The 16602-nt window shown below is 67.9% G+C and carries 12 protein-coding genes and 2 pseudogenes; 7 read left to right on the top strand and 7 right to left on the bottom strand.

Going from position 1 to position 16602, the window contains the following annotated elements:
• The first annotated feature begins 49 nt into the window (after nucleotides 1–49).
• The 3 genes and pseudogenes from L0977_RS07860 to L0977_RS07870 form a co-directional block, all read left to right on the top strand.
• Nucleotides 50–2353, top strand: a complete 2304-nt coding sequence (locus tag L0977_RS07860) for an NADP-dependent malic enzyme (protein ID WP_234264303.1) — start codon at nucleotides 50–52, stop codon at nucleotides 2351–2353.
• Between the two features lie 209 nt (nucleotides 2354–2562).
• Complete coding sequence (locus L0977_RS07865; RefSeq protein ID WP_234264304.1) at nucleotides 2563–2997, top strand: ribonuclease domain-containing protein; 435 nt, start codon at nucleotides 2563–2565, stop codon at nucleotides 2995–2997.
• Nucleotides 2998–3048: 51 nt separating this feature from the next.
• A pseudogene (locus L0977_RS07870) lies at nucleotides 3049–3444 on the top strand (barstar family protein); the annotation flags it as partial.
• Nucleotides 3445–3659: 215 nt separating this feature from the next.
• On the opposite strand, the gene rsmA reads toward L0977_RS07870, so the two are convergent.
• The 3 genes from rsmA to L0977_RS07885 are packed head-to-tail and all read right to left on the bottom strand — an operon-like array spanning nucleotide 3660 to nucleotide 8237.
• Nucleotides 3660–4451, bottom strand: a complete 792-nt coding sequence (gene rsmA, locus L0977_RS07875) for a 16S rRNA (adenine(1518)-N(6)/adenine(1519)-N(6))-dimethyltransferase RsmA (protein ID WP_234264306.1) — start codon at nucleotides 4449–4451, stop codon at nucleotides 3660–3662.
• Nucleotides 4452–4474: 23 nt separating this feature from the next.
• Entirely contained in the window at nucleotides 4475–5869 is a 1395-nt protein-coding gene (locus L0977_RS07880; protein WP_234264307.1) for a peptidylprolyl isomerase, read from the bottom strand.
• The gene (locus L0977_RS07885; RefSeq protein WP_234264308.1) at nucleotides 5862–8237 is read right to left on the bottom strand and encodes an LPS-assembly protein LptD; all 2376 of its coding nucleotides are present in this window, start codon (nucleotides 8235–8237) and stop codon (nucleotides 5862–5864) included. The genes L0977_RS07880 and L0977_RS07885 overlap by 8 nt, the downstream gene beginning before the upstream one ends.
• Before the next feature lie 246 nt (nucleotides 8238–8483).
• On the opposite strand from L0977_RS07885, the gene L0977_RS07890 reads away from it, so the two are divergent.
• The 4 genes from L0977_RS07890 (at nucleotide 8484) to L0977_RS07905 (ending at nucleotide 12217) form a co-directional block, all read left to right on the top strand.
• On the top strand, nucleotides 8484–9587 hold the full coding sequence (locus L0977_RS07890; protein WP_234264309.1) for an aminoglycoside phosphotransferase family protein: 1104 nt from the start codon (nucleotides 8484–8486) through the stop codon (nucleotides 9585–9587).
• An 11-nt stretch (nucleotides 9588–9598) separates the two neighbouring features.
• A complete protein-coding gene (locus tag L0977_RS07895; protein ID WP_234264310.1) occupies nucleotides 9599–10321 on the top strand; it encodes a 16S rRNA (uracil(1498)-N(3))-methyltransferase in 723 nt (240 codons plus the stop codon).
• A 156-nt stretch (nucleotides 10322–10477) separates the two neighbouring features.
• Nucleotides 10478–11653 carry an MFS transporter gene (locus L0977_RS07900; protein WP_234264311.1) on the top strand — a complete coding sequence of 392 codons (1176 nt, stop codon included), beginning with the start codon at nucleotides 10478–10480 and terminating at the stop codon, nucleotides 11651–11653.
• Nucleotides 11654–11725: 72 nt separating this feature from the next.
• On the top strand, nucleotides 11726–12217 hold the full coding sequence (locus L0977_RS07905) for a YidB family protein (protein WP_234264312.1): 492 nt from the start codon (nucleotides 11726–11728) through the stop codon (nucleotides 12215–12217).
• 16 nt (nucleotides 12218–12233) lie between these two features.
• On the opposite strand, the gene L0977_RS07910 is transcribed toward L0977_RS07905, so the two are convergent.
• From L0977_RS07910 to L0977_RS07930, 4 genes and pseudogenes are all read right to left on the bottom strand, one after another.
• Nucleotides 12234–13085 carry an alpha/beta hydrolase gene (locus L0977_RS07910; protein ID WP_234264313.1) on the bottom strand — a complete coding sequence of 284 codons (852 nt, stop codon included), beginning with the start codon at nucleotides 13083–13085 and terminating at the stop codon, nucleotides 12234–12236.
• A gap of 8 nt (nucleotides 13086–13093) precedes the next feature.
• A complete protein-coding gene (locus L0977_RS07915; protein ID WP_234264314.1) occupies nucleotides 13094–14593 on the bottom strand; it encodes a M20/M25/M40 family metallo-hydrolase in 1500 nt (499 codons plus the stop codon).
• A 70-nt stretch (nucleotides 14594–14663) separates the two neighbouring features.
• Nucleotides 14664–16229, bottom strand: coding sequence for a methyl-accepting chemotaxis protein (locus L0977_RS25555; protein WP_284309134.1), 1566 nt, complete (start codon nucleotides 16227–16229; stop codon nucleotides 14664–14666).
• A 32-nt stretch (nucleotides 16230–16261) separates the two neighbouring features.
• Nucleotides 16262–16602 (bottom strand): annotated as a pseudogene (locus L0977_RS07930) (methyl-accepting chemotaxis protein); the annotation flags it as partial.

Genomic DNA, 16602 nt, shown 5'->3' on the forward strand with positions numbered 1-16602 from the left:
TGCGCAACCCGGTTCCACATTGCAGGATAACCACTGTCGGGAGACAACCATGACCACCCCCCAGAACCAAGCCGACAAGCGCGCCGAACTGCGCCGCGCCGCCCTGGAATACCACGAGCAGCCCACCCCCGGCAAAGTGGCCATCGCCGCCACCAAGCAGCTGACCAACCAGCGTGATCTGGCACTGGCCTACTCTCCCGGTGTCGCGGCGCCCTGCGAGGAAATCGTGGCCGACCCGGTCAACGCTTTCAAGTACACCAGCCGCGGCAACCTGGTGGCCGTGATCACCAACGGCACCGCCGTGCTGGGCCTGGGCGACATCGGCCCCCTGGCGTCCAAGCCGGTGATGGAAGGCAAGGGCGTGCTGTTCAAGAAGTTCTCGGGCATCGACGTGTTCGACATCGAGATCAACGAGAAGGACCCGCAGAAGCTGGTGGAGATCATCGCCGCGCTCGAACCCACTTTCGGCGGCATCAACCTCGAAGACATCAAGGCCCCGGACTGCTTCTACGTCGAGCGCGAGCTGCGTAAGCGCATGAAGATCCCGGTTTTCCACGACGACCAGCACGGCACCGCCATCTGCGTGGGCTCGGCCATCATCAACGGCCTCAAGGTCGTGGGCAAGGACATCAAGAACGTCAAGCTGGTCGCCTCGGGCGCGGGCGCGGCGGCGCTGGCCTGCCTGAACCTGCTGCTCAAACTGGGCCTGCCGCGCGAAAACATCTGGGTCACCGATCTGGCCGGCGTGGTCTATGAAGGGCGCACCGAACTGATGGACGAGGACAAGATCCAGTTCGCCCAGAAGACGGATCAGCGCACCCTCTCGGAAGCCATCGAAGGCGCCGACATCTTCCTGGGCCTGTCCGCCGGTGGCGTGCTCAAGAAGGAGATGGTGGCCAAGATGGCGGCACGCCCGGTCATCATGGCGCTGGCCAACCCCAACCCCGAGATCACGCCCGAGGACGTGAAGGCGGTGCGCGACGACGCGGTCATCGCCACCGGCCGCTCGGACTACCCCAACCAGGTCAACAACGTCCTGTGTTTCCCCTACATCTTCCGCGGTGCGCTGGACGCCGGCGCCTCCACCATCACCGACGAGATGGAGATCGCCGCGGTGCACGCCATCGCCGAGCTGGCCCAGGCCGAACAGAACGAGGTCGTCGCTGCAGCCTACGCGGGTGAGAAGCTGGCCTTCGGCCCCGAATACCTCATCCCCAAGCCGTTCGATCCGCGCCTGATGATGAAGATCGCCCCCGCCGTGGCCCAGGCCGCTGCCGACAGCGGCGTGGCACAACGGCCGGTGGCCGATCTGGACGCCTACCGCGAGAAGCTGCAGAACTTCGTGCTGGCCTCGGGCACCGTGATGAAGCCCATTTACGCCGCAGCCAAGACCGCGGCGAAAAAGCGCGTGGCCTACGCCGAAGGCGAAGAAGAGCGCGTGCTGCGCGCCTGCCAGATCGTCGTGGACGAAGGCCTGGCCCGTCCCACCCTGATCGGCCGCCCAGCCATCATCGCCCAGCGCATCGAAAAATTCGGCCTGCGCCTCAAGCAGGACGTGGATTACGACGTGGTCAACGTCGAACAGGACCACCGCTACCGCGAACTCTGGCAGACCTACCACCAGCTGATGGAGCGGCGCGGCATCACGGCCCACATGGCCAAGATCGAGATGCGTCGGCGCCTGACGCTGATCAGTTCCATGCTGCTGCGCCGCGGCGACGTCGACGGTCTGATCTGCGGCACCTGGGGCAACACCGCCATGCACCTGGACTACCTCGACCAGGTCATTGGCAAACGCCCCAACGCCACCTGCTACGCGGCCATGAACGCGCTGATGCTGCCCGGGCGACAGGTCTTCCTGGTCGACACCCACGTCAACTACGACCCGACCGCCGAACAACTGGCCGAAATCACCCAGATGGCCGCGCGCAAGATGATGCGCTTCGGCATCACGCCCCGGGCTGCGCTGCTTTCGCACTCGAACTTCGGCTCGTCCAACCAGCCCAGCGCCATCAAGATGCGCGAGACGCTTGCCATCCTGCAGAAGAACGCCCCCTGGCTGGAAGTCGACGGCGAGATGCACGGCGACGTGGCGCTGGATGCCGATGCACGGCTTTCGCTCATGCCGCGCACCACGCTCAAGGGCGACGCCAACCTGCTGGTCTGCCCCAACATCGACGCCGCGAACATTGCTTACAACCTGCTCAAGACGGCAGCGGGCGGCAATATCGCCATCGGCCCGGTGCTGCTGGGCGTGGGCAAACCCGCCCACATCCTGACCGCCAGCACCACCGTACGCCGCATCGTCAACATGACGGCCCTGACAGTCGCTGAAGCCAACGTGAGCCATTAAGGCGATTCACAAGAGCAAGCACTGACTTATCTCACATTTCACCGCCATCAACCCTGCCTGTTTATTCAGCATTCGCTTGCTTTTTTGTGGCGATTAGGGCACACTCATCGCCTTGAAAGACAGGGTTAACCCGCCCCTTGAGCACCGGTGGTCATGGACTTGAACCCCCGTGCCGGAGGCGGGTTGATTGCATCAGGAGCTGGGTTTTCATGGGTCTGAAGCGGGCTCGGTCGGGTTTCTGGGGGAGTGGTCAGGGCAAGATCTGGACGGTCGCCCTGGCGTTGGCGGCCACGCTGGGCACCCTGTTGGTGCAAGCACGATCGCCTGAGGCGCTCACCCTGCCCGGATCGGCGGTCGCTTCCGTCTCGCTCACCCGATTGCCCCCCCAGGGGCGTGAAGTGATGGAACAGATTCGCCAGGGCGGCCCTTTCCGGTACGAAAAGGATGGCACGGTGTTCGGTAACCGAGAGCGGCTTTTGCCCGGTGCCCGACGCGGCTATTACCGGGAATACACCGTCCCCACGCCGGGCCTGAGCCATCGAGGCGCCCGCCGCATCGTTTGCGGCGGCCAGAAACCCCGCATCCCTGACGCCTGCTATTACACCGAGGACCACTACAGCAGCTTTCGGCTGATCGTGCAGTGATCCCATCCAGAGCACAGCTTCTCAACCTTGAACTTGGAAAGAACCGCGGAGATGGACACGCCACTTCGTAACGTACGCAGCAACATCGTGCAGTCGATTCGCGCCTACAGCGTCAAAGACCTGCAGGCTTGCGCCGAGCAACTGGGTCACCACTTCCTCTACGCCAACCTGGCCAAGGCCCAGAGCAAACAGGACGTGCTGGAACTCATCGCCTCGCAGTACACCCTGCCGCCGCATTTCGGCAAGAACTTCGATGCGCTCTACGACTGCATGACCGATCTGGTCCACAAGTCGGGCCCGCAGACCGGCTTCATCGTCGTGCTGGAGCACATCCCGGCCAACAGCAAGTTCGACAAGGAAGCGCGCGAACAGCTGCTCGACATCTTCCGCGATGTGGCCGACTACTGGTCCGACCGCAAGATCCCGTTCCGCTGCTTCTATTCGTTCTCGGTCGCGCGTTCGCCCCGGGGTGAAGAGTCGGCGGAAGGCGAGGGTGAAGAGCCCATGCCGACCGACAAGATCGTCGACGTCAGCCCCATGGCGCTGCGCATGAGCAGCCCGTTCAACGCCGGTTACTGGATGGCCGCAGCCTGATCGGCGTCTGGGCGGCGGGCGTCTCTGCCCCCTCCTCCCCAAAAGCCGCTGCCGACGCAGCGGCTTTTTTATGCCTGCAGCGCCTGCGCCAGTGCCACGTATTCGGCCACCGGCACCTCTTCGGCTCGCCGCTGCAGATCAAACTGGCCGCCAAATCCCCGCTGCTCCAGCCAGCGCCCCAGCGTGTTGCGCAGAATCTTGCGCCGCTGGCTGAACGCCGTCTGCACCAGCTCGCCGTAGGTGCGGAAATCGATCGCCGGCGGTGCCGCCAGCGGCACCATGCGCACCACGGCGCTGTCCACCTTGGGCGGCGGGTCGAAACACTCAGGCGGCACGTACAGCACGTTCTCCATGGCATAGCGCCACTGCAGCATCACGGACAGGCGACCGTAATCGGCCGTCGCCGGTGCAGCCACCATGCGGTCGATCACTTCCTTCTGCAGCATGAAGTGCTGGTCGCGGATCACCGCCACGTGGTCGAGCAGGTGAAAAAGGATGGGACTGGAGATGTTGTAGGGCAGGTTGCCCACCACGCGCATCCGGGGAGCGGTTGATCCCCCCTCAGGCAAGGCCCCACACAGGCGCTGCGACAGCGCCGTGAAATCGACCTTGAGCACGTCCGACGCCACCACATCCAGTTGCGGATGTGCGCGCAGCCGGGGAATGAGGTCCTGATCGATCTCGATGACGGTGAGCCGACCCAGGCGCTCCACCAGCGGCTGGGTCAGCGCGGTCAGGCCAGGGCCGATTTCGACCATCGGCTCCCCGGCGTGGGGGTCGATGGCGCGCACGATGCTGTCAATGACGCCGGCATCGGCCAGGAAATGCTGGCCGAACCGCTTGCGGGGAATGTGCTTCATGGGTCAGGCGGTCGAGGCCGCCCTCAGGGCCGCGGATCGTCGCGCTGTTCGACGAAGGCCCGTTGCCGCACGTCCTGCATCCACACCCGCAGCGCCTCCTCGGCGCGGCGGTCGCGCAGGACGTCGCGGGCCAGCTCACGCTGTTCGCGGTCGCTGAGCGTGCGCTCGCGGCGCTCGTCGACGCGGATCAGATGGACCCCGAAACGGCTGACCACCGGCTGCGAGAGCTGGCCGGGCTGGAGCGCGTCCATCACCGACTCGAACTCGGGCACGAACTGGCCGGGCCCGACCCAGCCGAGGTCGCCGCCATTGCTGGCCGAGCCGTCCTGGCTGTGCTCTCGCGCCAGCGTCTCGAAATTAGCCTGCCCCGCCGAAATCTCCTCGCGCCAGCGCGCCAGTTGCGCCACGGCCTGGGCCTGGCTCATCTGCGGACCCGTGCGCAGCAGGATGTGGCGGGCGTGCGTCTGCACCTCACTCAGGGCGGGAGCACCGGCTTGCTGCCGTTCGTTCAGGCGCAGCACGTGAAAACCCGCAGGGCTGCGGATCGGCCCGGCCACACCGCCCACTGGCAGATCGCGCACCGCCTGGACGAACAGCTCGGGCAGGCGGTCGGCAGGCCGCATGCCGAAGCCCCCTCCGCTGGCCCCCTCGGGCGCGTCGGAGAATTCGCGTGCCAGGGCCGCAAAGTTGGCCCCGGGCGCCCGGGCCCGGTCGGCCACCTGCTGGGCCCGGGCCTGCCGCTCGCGCACCAGTGCTTCGCTGGCGTTTTCCGGCACAAGCACCAGCACATGGCTCAGGTCCAGACCGGCCGCCGCTGCCCCAGCCTGCGTGCGCTGCTCGCGCAGAAAAGCGTCGATATCGGCGTCGGTGATCTTCACACGCTGTTCGACCTCGCGCTCACGCGCCCGCTGCAGCAGGATCTGATCACGCAGTTCGCGCCGGAACTGGCCCGCATCCAGCCCCTCGGCCGTCAGCCGCTGGCGCAGGCCTTCGATGGTCAGCTGGTTCTGGGCCGCCACGCTCAGCTCGGCCTGGTTGAGGCTGGCGTCGTCGACGCGGATACCGGCTTCGGTCGCCGACTGCACCAGGGCACGCTCGTTGATGAGCATGTCCACGACCTCGGGCAGCAACTGGCTGCGGTTGGGCACATTGGCGCCCTGGCGCGCGAGCTGCTGCTCGACGCGCAGCAGGCGCTGGCGCACGTCGTGGTTGGTGATCGGTTCACCGTTGACCAGCGCGACGATGTAATCCGCGGTCCGCGAGGCGGCGGGTGCCGCTGCCGGCAGGCCCCAGGCCGACCCGGCGGCGGCAGGGCGCAGGCCTTGCGCGGAAGCCACCGACAGGCAGCAGGCCATCAGCACCGCGGCGAACCGGAGGGGCTGGCCCTTGAAAAAAGAGGACGGGAAAAGATCAGTCATATTGCTCGAAGCGGCTCGCCGGCAACGTTTCCTGCCGCAGATACTGGTACTTGGGAATGTGCGACTTGAGCGCTTCGAGCGAACTGCCGCCCAGGCGCGAGAAGCCGGAGAATTCGAGCTGGAACAGCACTCGCTGGTTGGCGCTGGTGGTGTTGAGCTGCAGGCGCTCAAGCACCACCCGGCCGACCCAGCATCCTGCGTCGTATTCGAAACCGGCCACCACGTCCACGGGCTTGCGCTCCATCACGCTGTAGTTCAGGCGCCCCACGGCGTACCACTGGCCAGGGCCAAGTGCGCCATTGGGCACCGGCTTGCCGGCCTCACCCCAGAGTTCGGACAGGGGCCATTGCCAGCCGATGTCCAGCTGCTTGCTGCGCTCGCGCTGCACCCGGTAGGCCGCGCTGAACACCTTGTAAGGCCCTGGCGTGTAGCGCACGCCGATGGTCGAGCGCGCCGATTCGCGGCTCTTGGGGTTGTATTGCACGGTCGAATCCAGCGCCCACAGCGGGTCCCACTGCACGCGGGCCGTCAGCAGCATGTCGCTGAGCCGCTCCGTGACCGCCGAGCCCCCCGGCAGGGTCACCAGTTGGTCCTTGAGCAGCGCGCGCTGGGCCCAGCCCAGGCGCACGATTTCCGCCCCGGATTCGGGGTCGATCAGGCGCGAACTCAGGCCCAGCGTGAGCGCGCGGGTGTCGCTGATGCGGTCGTTGCCGCCGAAGGCGTTTTCCGTGAACATGGCCGCCCAGTTGAAGCTGCGCGAGGCCGAGTCGAAGTTGGGCAGATAGCTCTGGTCGCGATAAGGCGTCCAGGTCGCAAACAGCCGGGGCTCCAGCGTCTGCAGGTAGTTGCGACCAAAGTACGCGGCCTGGCGTTCGAACACCATGCCGCTGTCCACACTGAGGGTCGGCAGGGTGCGCGAAGCGCTGCGACTGCTGCCCAGCAGCACGTCGTCCATGCGGTACTGCGCGCTGTGCACGCGCAGCTTGGGCTGCACATACCAGCCGGGCGCTTCCCAGCGGCGGGTCGCCTCGGCCATGACAAAGGCGCGCTCGCCGTTGCCCTGAATGCCTTCGGTTGGCACGAAGTTCGCGCGCCGGAACCGGGTGACATTGGTCTGCACGGTGAAATCCCAGCCCGGCATGCCCAGCAGGGAGCGGTCCTGCTGGCTGTAGGTCAGCGTCGTCGACGGCAACTGGTCGTAAGGCGGCGTGATCGGCGAATCGTCGAGCTGCAGGGTCTGGTAGGTGTAGGCCCCGACGTTGGCCACCCAGGGCCCCTGGCGCCACACCGCCACCGCGTCGTTGCGCAGCAGGCGCGAAGTGAGCGAGCGCAGCGCGCGCGGGAAATCGCTCCAGTAGTTGTCGTCGCCCACGCGGTTGAGGTTGACCCCCACGCGCAGCGAATCCGAGCCGGTGATCTGGCCCACGTTCTGGCTGTGCTGCCAGGAATAGGCCCAGCGGTCCATGTCGCGCAGCGAGTCCGAGGGCATGTAGGACGCCCGCACCTGCCCGAGGTAGTTCGGCTGCAGGTAGCGGAACTCACCCGTCAGATCGACCCCGCGCTTGGCCATGTAGGTCGGCTCCAGCGTGAGGTCGTAATTCGGCGCGAGGTTGAGGTAGTAGGGCGCCGTGACGGAAAAGCCGCTCACGGAATCCACGCTCACGCTGGGCGGCAGCACGCCCGACTTGCGCTTGTCGGACAGCGGGAAGGTCAGGTAGGGCATGGCCAGGAACGGCACGCCCTTGAACTCCAGCACGCCGCTGTGGGCCGCGCCGACTTCCTCGACGTTGTCCAGCTCGATGCGCTCGGCCCGCAGCAGCCAGTCCGGGTTCCAGGTGGCGCCCGGCGGACGCGGGCAGGTCGAATAGCGGCCGTTGTACACCTCAGCCTTGCCGTCGCCGAGAAACTCCACGCGACTGGCGTCACCCCGGGCATCGTTGCGCAACAACTCGTAGGTCGGCTCCTGGAAATGCCCCTTTTCGGTGTTGGTGTTGTATTGCAGCTCAGGGCCCTGAAAGCGGTCGCCCTGCTTGTTCACAAGCACCCGGCCCTGGGCCTTGGTTTCACCGGAAGCGTTGTCGTATTCAATCCGGTCACCCCGGATGACGGCATCGTGGCGGCGCAGCTCGGCCTCGCCTTCGATCACGGTCACCCCGTCGGTCTTGCCTTCGATCTGCTCGCCGAACACAAAGGTTGGCGTCTGTTTGCGCACGTCCTGCGGCAGCTGTTCCAGCAGCGAGGTGCCAACCCGCAACGGCAGCGGACGCTCTTCGGCGGCGGTCTGGGCCCAGGCCGCTGGCAACGTGCCGATGGCCAGGCAGGCCATGACCCCCTGCATCGCCCGGACCAGGCGGGTGGGCTCGGGCACAGCCAGGACGTCGGCGCGGCGGAGCCGGGAAGCCCGGGCGCGGAGCGCTTGGCGCGAAACAGGAAGCGAGGCGTGGTGTGGCAAGACGAGCAACCCGGATGACTGGTGAAACACGCTCCGTCGACCCGATTTCGGGACGCCCCTGGAGCAACATGCGGCCGGCCTCTTCGCCGGGGGGCCGATTTGTAGAATCGCGCCAATTATTCCATGCCAGCCGCCCCCCGGGCCGACCGGCGTCCTCGACCGATGACCCCCTCCCATTCCGACCCCACTCTGGCCGTCACCTGGACCGATCCGCAGCGCGAGGCCGCCTTCCGGCACTGGCTCACCCCCTTGAGCGCGACCCAGGGGCTGGACCCGGCCTCCCTGCGGCTGGCTTCGGCCGATGCGAGCTTTCGCCGCTACCTGCGCCTCGACACCGCCGACGGCGGCAGCCGCATCGTCATGGACGCGCCGCCCGAACGGGAGAACTGCCAGCCTTTCGTCCAGGTGGCGGGCCTGATGAAGAGCGCCGGCCTGCTGGTGCCCGAGATCCTGGCCTGGGACGAGGCACAAGGCTTCCTGCTGCTCAGCGACCTGGGCCCCGACACCCTGATGGCCCGGATCGATGCCGGGAACCCGTCCGCCAACCAGGCCCGCTATCTGCAGGCGGTGGACGCGCTGCTGGCCTGGCAGCTCGCCTCGAAACCGGGCGAACTGCCGCCCTATGACGACGCCCTGCTGCGCCGCGAGCTGCAGCTCTTCCCCGACTGGTACCTGGCGCAACACCGGCAGGTCAAGGTCGAGGGCGCCGTGGCCGCCACCCTGCAGAAGACCTTCGACACCATCGTGGCACGCTGCCTGGCCGCCCCCACCGTGCACGTGCACCGCGATTTCATGCCGCGCAACCTCATGATCCCGCCGCAGCCGGGCGCCACGCCCGCACAGCAGTTGGGTGTGCTGGACTTCCAGGACGCGGTGCACGGCCCCATCACCTACGACATCGCCAGCCTGATGCGCGACGCCTTCCTGACCTGGGAGGAAGATTTTGTCATCGACATCACCGTGCGCTACTGGGAAAAGGCCCGCAAGGCCGGCCTGATGGATTTCGAGGACTGGCACAGCGATTTCGGCGCCTTCTACCGCGCCGTCGAATGGATGGGGCTGCAGCGCCACCTGAAGGTGGCCGGCATCTTCGCCCGCCTGACCCTGCGCGACGGCAAGCCCAAATACCTGGCCGACGCGCCGCGCTTCATTGCCTACATCCGCGCCACCGCGCACCGCTACCGCGAACTGGCGCCGCTGCTGCGCCTGATCGACGAGGTGGAAGGCCTGCAGGCCGCCAGCGGCTTCGCTTTCGGCCGCGTCTGAGCCCTTCTGACATGCCGCGCTTTCACTGCCCCGTCCCGCTGCACGCCGGCGCCGAGCTGGACCTGCCCGCTGCGGCCGCGCGCCATGTGCAGGTGCTGCGCCTGCAGCCGGGCGACGCGATCACGCTGTTCAACGGCGACGGCGGGCAATGGCACGCCACCGTCCTGCGCATGGGCCGCAGCGATGTCGCGGTGCGGGTTGACACCTTTGATGACGCCGAGCGCGAAGCCGGGCGCCGCGTGCACCTGGCCCTGGGCATGCCGGCCAACGAGCGCATGGACTGGCTGGTGGAAAAAGCCGCCGAACTCGGCGTCGCCGGCCTGCAGCCCCTGCACACGGCCCACAGCGTGCTGCGCCTCAGCGGCGACCGGGCCGTCAAAAAACAGGCGCACTGGCAATCGGTCGCGGCCGCGGCCTGCGAACAGTGCGGCGGCAACCGGGTGCCGGACGTGGCCCCGGTGCAGGACTTTGCCCGCTGGGTCGGCTCCACCGCCGCCTTCCAGGGCCAGCGCTGCGTGCTGTCGCTGGCCGAGGGCTCGCAACCGCTGGGCCAGTTGCTCGCACCGCTGCCACCCGATGCGGCGCTGTTGTTCCTCAGCGGCCCCGAAGGCGGCCTGTCGCCCCAGGAAGACGCCCAGGCCCGCAGCGCAGGCTTCGTGCCCGTCACGCTCGGGCCGCGCGTGCTGCGGGCCGAAACCGCCGCGCTGGCGGCCCTGGCCCGCGCGGTGCTCTGATCCAGGTCCCCGCCGGCAGGCCACTGGCGGCCTCCACCGCATCGGCCTGCACGAACAGCGTCCTCTCGCCAACACCGAAGAGACCGCCCCAAGGCCCACAGGCGTGACAGGACACCAATGGCGTCCGTCGGTCCGCCGCTGTATAAACGTCGACTTATGAATCGGAACCTCTGGCTGCTGGCCGCCGCACAAGGCCTGTTTCTGACCAACAACGTGGTCTTCATCGCCATCAACGGCCTGGTGGGCTTTTCGCTGGCGCCACAGGGCTGGATGGCCACGCTGCCGGTGATGGGCTATGTGGTCGGGGGTGCGCTGTCGACACCCCTGGTGGCCCGCACGCAATCGCTCTTCGGGCGCAAGGGTTCGTTCCAGATCGGGCTGCTGGTCGCGCTCGGGTCCGCCCTGCTGTGCGCCTGGGCCGCTTTCGACAAGAACTTCTGGCTGCTCGTGACGGCCACCGTCATCGCGGGCTACTACAGCGCGAACGGCCAGCTCTACCGCTTTGCCGCAGCCGAACTCGCCGCGCCGGCCTTCCGGGAAAAGGCGGTGTCGCTGGTGCTGGCCGGCGGCCTGGTCGGCGCGGTGCTCGGCCCGAACCTGGCGGCGCGCACCCGCAACCTGTTCGAGGTGCCGTTCGCGGGCGCCTACCTGGCACTGACGGTGGTGGCCCTGGTTTCGATGCTGGTGATGGCTTTCCTGCGCTTTCCGCCCCTGCCGCCGAAGCGGGCACACGCCCCGGTCGGCCGGCCCTTGAAAGCGATCATGCGGCAACCCGTTTTCATCGTGGCCACCGCCAGCGCCGCGCTCGGTTATGGGGTCATGAACCTGCTGATGGCGGCCACGCCGCTGGCCATGGATGTCTGCGGCTTCGGGTTCGACGATGCGGCCCTGGTGCTGGAATGGCATGTGATCGGCATGTTTGCCCCCGGGTTCTTCACCGGGCACCTGATCAAGCGCTTCGGCGTGCTGCCCATCATGGGCGTGGGCGTCGTTCTGAACCTGGCCTGCATCGGGATCGCACTCTCCGGTGTGGACCTGCACCAGTTCCTGGTCGCGCTCTTCCTGCTGGGCGTGGGCTGGAATTTCCTCTTCACCGGCAGCACCACGCTGTCGCTGCAGGCCTACACACCTGAGGAAAAAGACCGCGCACAGGCCGCCATCAACTTCTTCGTTTTTGCGGTCATGGCGGTGACCTCGTTCGCCTCCGGCGCCCTCGTCACCACCCAGGGCTGGACCTGGTTGAACCTCGGTTCCCTGGTGCCCGTGGGCCTCACCGGAGCGGCCCTGCTGTGGCTTGCGGGGCGGCAGCGCCGGTCCCACAATCCGGCCTGAACGCGCCGCAGCCCCGCTGCGGTTTCTCGACCCCCGCCCCGGATGCCCCGGGGTTTCGCATGGGAGCACGACATGGGACTTCTGGATTCACTGGTGGGCGCCGCCGCCAACGCCGCCCTGGGTGGCAACAACGGCAAGACCGGCTCCGCCCCTGGCGGCCTCGACGCCGCAGCGCTGATCGGCCTGGCCACCACCCTCATCAACCAGGCCGGGGGCCTCTCGGGCCTGCTGGCCAAGCTGCAGCAGGGCGGACTGGCCGACGTGGTGCAGTCGTGGATCGGCCACGGCGCCAACCAGCCGGTGTCCGCCGATGCGCTCGGCAGCGCCCTGGGGCCTGACCTGCTGGGCCAGGTGGCCCGCCAGTTCGGCGGCAACTCGCAGCAGGCGGCCGGCACGTTGGCGCAGATCCTGCCCGGGCTGATCGACCAATTGACCCCCAAGGGCCAAGTGCCTGCCGACCATGCGCTGAACGATCTGGGGGCCCTGCTGGGCGGAGGCGCCGGTGGCCAGGGGCCCGACCTGGGCGCGCTGGCCGGTGCCCTGGGCGGTCTGCTGCGCCGCTGAGGCGATCGGCCCCGGCTCAGGTCTGGGCCTGGGCGTCGAGCCAGGGCCTCAGCCGGGCGTACACCGGCGAGGGATCGGGCTCGTTGAAGATCTCGTGATAGAAGGTGTCGAAGCAGTGGCTCGACACCTTTTCGCGCGGCGCCATCGCGGCAAATGCGCGGCTGCCGTCGGCCCGCACCAGATGGTCATCGCCGGCGTAGAGCAACAAGGTGGGCACGCTCCAGCGCGGTGCCGCTGCCACCACCCGGGGGCCGTTGGTGGCGATGAAACGGGCCAGGCGGGGCGAAATGCGGTCATGCACCAGGCGATCCTGTGCATAGGCGGCCACCACCGCCGGATCGTGCGAAATGCGGGTGGCATCCAGCCCATTGCGCACGGCCAGATTCGGCGCCCACCGGCACAGCAAAGGAATCAGCCGCTTTTGCAGGCCGCTCAGACCCGCGTCCAGCGCCGGTGAGGACAGCACCAGCGCATCGACCGGGGCCAGGCCGCGCTGCACGAAGCTGGCGCACACCAGCCCGCCCATGCTGTGCCCCAGCAGGATCAGCGGGCAGGACCACGGCTGGGCGATGTGGTGCCGGGTGTCGTCGATCACCTCGGCCAGGTCCTCCAGCAGCGCATCGTCATAGGGCAGGGTGCCTTGGCGCCCGCCCGATTCGCCATGGCCGCGCTGGTCGTAGGCGCGCACCGCATACCCCCATTCATTCAGCCGCGTCGCCAGCGGGTCGTACCGCCAGGCGTGTTCGCCCAGCCCGTGCACGATCAGCACCACCGCCCGGGGCCGCTGGCGCGGGGGCAGCGGCCAGTCGAACAACGCGATGTTCAGGCCATCGCGCAGGGTGAAAGGGGCCTGGGTCGTGTCGCTCATGGACTGGGTCAGGGCATGCGCGCGATAACCTGCGCCACCGACGCCGTCAGGCGGCGTGCGTAGTCCAGGTGCAGGAACTCGTTCGGGCCGTGCGCATTGCTCTTGGGGCCGAGCACGCCGCACACCATCATCTGCGCGCTCGGAAAACCCTGGCTGAGCAGATTCATCAGCGGAATCGTGCCGCCCTGGCCAATGTTGCCGCAGGCGGCGCCGAAATGCGCCTGCGAAGCGTCCTGCAGCGCCTGATCGAACCAGGCGGTGGTGGCGGGTGCGTTCCAGCCACTGGCCGCGCCTTCGCCCTCGAAGGTGACTCTGGCCTGGTAGGGCGCGTTGTCTTCGAGCAGCGTCTTGAGCTGCTGCACCGCCTGGGCCGCGTCCACCAGCGGTGGCAGGCGCAGGCTGAGCTTGAACGCGGTGTAGGGCCGCAGCACATTGCCGGCATCTTTCATCGCTGGAAAACCTTCGGCACCGGTCACGCTGAGCGTGGGCCGCCAGGTGCGGTTGAGCAGGGCTTCGACCGGATCGGTGGTGGTGGGCAGCGCAAACAGCGTGCTGCCGCCGCAATCGTGGTGCGCCCAGGGAAAGCGCTTGTAGATCTCTTCGCCCAGGATGGCTGCGGTGGCCTGTGCCTGCGCGATGCGCTCGGCCGGCACCTCGCAATGGAAGCTGGCCGGCAACAGCCGGCCGGTGACGCTGTCTTCCAGGCGGTCGAGCACCTGCCGCATGATCCGGAAGCTCGACGGCACCAGGCCCGAAGCGTCGCCCGAGTGAATGCCTTCGGTGAGGATCTCGACCTTGAGCACGCCACTGGCCATGCCGCGCAGGCTGGTGGTGAGCCAGAGCTGGTCGTAGTTGCCGGCGCCGCTGTCGAGGCAGATCACCAGGCCGACATCGCCCAGGCGCGACTTCAGGGCGTCGATGTAGGGCAGCAGGTCGCCCGAACCGCTTTCTTCGCAGGTCTCGATCAGGCCCACGATGCGCGGGTGCGCCACGCCCTGCGCTTTGAGCGCCTGCACGGCGGCGATGCTGGCGTAGACCGCGTAGCCGTCATCGGCACCGCCACGCCCGTAGAGCTTGCCGTCGTCGATCTTGGGCGTCCACGGGCCGAGGTCGCTGCGCCAGCCGGTGAACTCGGGTTGTTTGTCCAGGTGACCGTACATCAGCACGGTCTGGCCGGAAGCCGGGGCCGGCGTGCCGTCGCGCCCCGCGCTGGCCGGCACTTCAAAGAACAGCACCGGCGTGCGCGGGCGCCCCTGGGCGTCGTTCAGGCGCACGATCTCCAGCGTCAGGCCCGGCACCTGCTGAGCCCGCACCCAGTCGGCGGCCGACTGCAGCACCCGTTCGAGCAGGCCGTGCGCGGCCCAGTCGGCGTCGAACGCGGGCGACTTGGCCGGCACCTCGATGTAGCGCGTCAGCGCCGGGACGAGGTGCTCGCGCCAGGCGCTGTCAACGTGCGCTTGCAGGGCACCGGGTTCGAGCGGCAATGGCTGGGGCAGGCGGGCATTCATGGCGGGCAGACCTTGGCGGACACGATCCTGCCAGTATAGGCAGCCTGGCCTGGGGCCGCACGCCCCGGCTTCAGGCGCTCAGCCGGAAAACGTGCACCACCTGGGCCAGCCGCTGCGCCTGGTCGCGCAGGCTTTCCGCCGCCGCCGCGCTCTCTTCCACCAACGCCGCGTTCTGCTGCGTCATCTGGTCCAGCTGGGCCACGGCGCTGTTCACCTGGCCCATGCCCTGGGACTGCTCGCTGGCCGCGGTGGTGACGTCGTTGATGAACGCCGCCACCTTGTCGGCGTTGGCCACGATTTCGCCAATGGTGTTGCCCGCTTCGCTCACCAGCCGGCTGCCGGCTTCGACGTTTTCGACGCTGGCGCCGATCAGGCCCTTGATTTCCTTGGCCGCCTCGGCACTGCGCTGCGCCAGGTTGCGCACCTCACCGGCCACCACCGCAAAGCCCCGGCCCTGCTCGCCCGCTCGCGCCGCTTCCACCGCCGCGTTCAGCGCCAGGATGTTGGTCTGGAAGGCAATGCCGTCGATCACGCCGATGATGTCGCTGATCTTCTTGCTGCTGTGGTTGATCGCTTCCATCGTCGAGACCACCTGCGACACCACCTGGCCTCCGCGCGCCGCCACCTCGGCGTTGGTCTGAGCCATGGTGCTGGCCTGCCGCGCCGCTTCGGCACTCTGGCGCACCGCGCCATTGATCTGCTCGATGCTGCTGGCGGTCTGCTGCAGGTTGCTGGCGGTGTGCTCCGTGCGCGTGGACAGGTCCTGGTTGCCCGACGCGATCTCGATGCTGGCCGTGCTGATGCCATCGCTGCTGCGGCGCACCTCGCCCACGATGCGGGCCAGCGAAGCCTGCATGCCAGCCAGCGCCGTGGTCAGCTCGGTCACTTCGTCCTTGCCCTCGGGCGTGATGTCCTGCGTCAGGTCGCCCTGCGTGATGGCGGCGGCCACGTCCTTCGCACGGTCCAGCGGACGGCAGATGCTCTGCATGTTCGCCAGCGTGGTGGGCACCACGATCAGCATCGCGATGCCCACGGCCAGCCCGAACCAGATCATGGTCTGCTGCGTGGTGTCCGCCCCGGCCTGCTGCAGCCGATCGGCCTCGCCACCGATGATGCGCTCGATCTGGTTCAGGTCGTTCCACAGACTGTCGAAGCGCTCATGGGCCTTGCCCAGCATCCGGTTGGCGACCGTGGCGCTGTCGTAGCCACCGTTCTTGATGTTGGCCACCACCGGCTCGGCCGCGGCCGCATAGTCACCCAGTTTGGCCACCATGGCCCGAAGCACCACGTTGTCCTCGTCCTCGTCGCCCTGCAACATCTCGTTAATCAGGCCCTGGATCACGCCGCGGGTCTTTTCCCACTGCATGTGTGCCAGCGACAGCTGTTCCGGCGATTCGTACTGGATCACCATGTCCTTTTCATGGCGGCTCAGGTCCGCCAGCGCCAGACGCAGCTTGGACAGGGCCACCGTTTCCGCGAACGCATGCTCGGCAAAGTGGTGGTTGATCTGCTGCAGGCGTTGCATGCCCCAGAGGCCCGAACCGCCCAGCATGACCAGCAAGCCGATGACGACGCCGATCGCGCCCAGCATCCGCAGGCGAATGGAGAAATGCCGCATAAGGGCTTGCAGTCCCATGATCCGTGTCCTTTCAGGTGGGCGTTACGCCGTCAAAAACTTTCCCAGTCGCCCTCGTCGGACGGGCTGGCGGCCACGGGCGCTGGCGCCGGGGCTGGCTTGGGTACCGGTGCGGACCGTGCTGCAGCCGGCACGGCCGGCTCCGGCTTGCGGGCCGGTGGGGCGGGCCGTGCGCTCGCCACGCGCGGTGCCGGTTGCGGCGCCCTGACCACCGGCGGTGGCGACACGGGCGAAGACACCGGGGCCACCGCGCTGGCGGAGGCGTCGACGCGGAACACCTGCACCACCTGCGCCAACCGCTGCGCCTGCTCCCGCAGGCTCTCCGCCGCCGCCGCACTCTCTTCCACCAACGCCGCGTTCTGCTGCGTCATCT

The organism is Hydrogenophaga sp. NFH-34, assembly GCF_021401345.1.
Lineage (GTDB): Bacteria > Pseudomonadota > Gammaproteobacteria > Burkholderiales > Burkholderiaceae_C > Hydrogenophaga > Hydrogenophaga electricum.

Coding starts and splice junctions, on each gene's coding strand:
- L0977_RS07860 (WP_234264303.1), top strand. CDS start 50: ATGACCACCCCCCAGAACCAAGCCGACAAGCGCGCCGAACTGCGCCGC.
- L0977_RS07865 (WP_234264304.1), top strand. CDS start 2,563: ATGGGTCTGAAGCGGGCTCGGTCGGGTTTCTGGGGGAGTGGTCAGGGC.
- rsmA (WP_234264306.1), bottom strand. CDS start 4,451: ATGAAGCACATTCCCCGCAAGCGGTTCGGCCAGCATTTCCTGGCCGAT.
- L0977_RS07880 (WP_234264307.1), bottom strand. CDS start 5,869: ATGACTGATCTTTTCCCGTCCTCTTTTTTCAAGGGCCAGCCCCTCCGG.
- L0977_RS07890 (WP_234264309.1), top strand. CDS start 8,484: ATGACCCCCTCCCATTCCGACCCCACTCTGGCCGTCACCTGGACCGAT.
- L0977_RS07895 (WP_234264310.1), top strand. CDS start 9,599: ATGCCGCGCTTTCACTGCCCCGTCCCGCTGCACGCCGGCGCCGAGCTG.
- L0977_RS07900 (WP_234264311.1), top strand. CDS start 10,478: ATGAATCGGAACCTCTGGCTGCTGGCCGCCGCACAAGGCCTGTTTCTG.
- L0977_RS07905 (WP_234264312.1), top strand. CDS start 11,726: ATGGGACTTCTGGATTCACTGGTGGGCGCCGCCGCCAACGCCGCCCTG.
- L0977_RS07910 (WP_234264313.1), bottom strand. CDS start 13,085: ATGAGCGACACGACCCAGGCCCCTTTCACCCTGCGCGATGGCCTGAAC.
- L0977_RS07915 (WP_234264314.1), bottom strand. CDS start 14,593: ATGAATGCCCGCCTGCCCCAGCCATTGCCGCTCGAACCCGGTGCCCTG.
- L0977_RS25555 (WP_284309134.1), bottom strand. CDS start 16,229: ATGGGACTGCAAGCCCTTATGCGGCATTTCTCCATTCGCCTGCGGATG.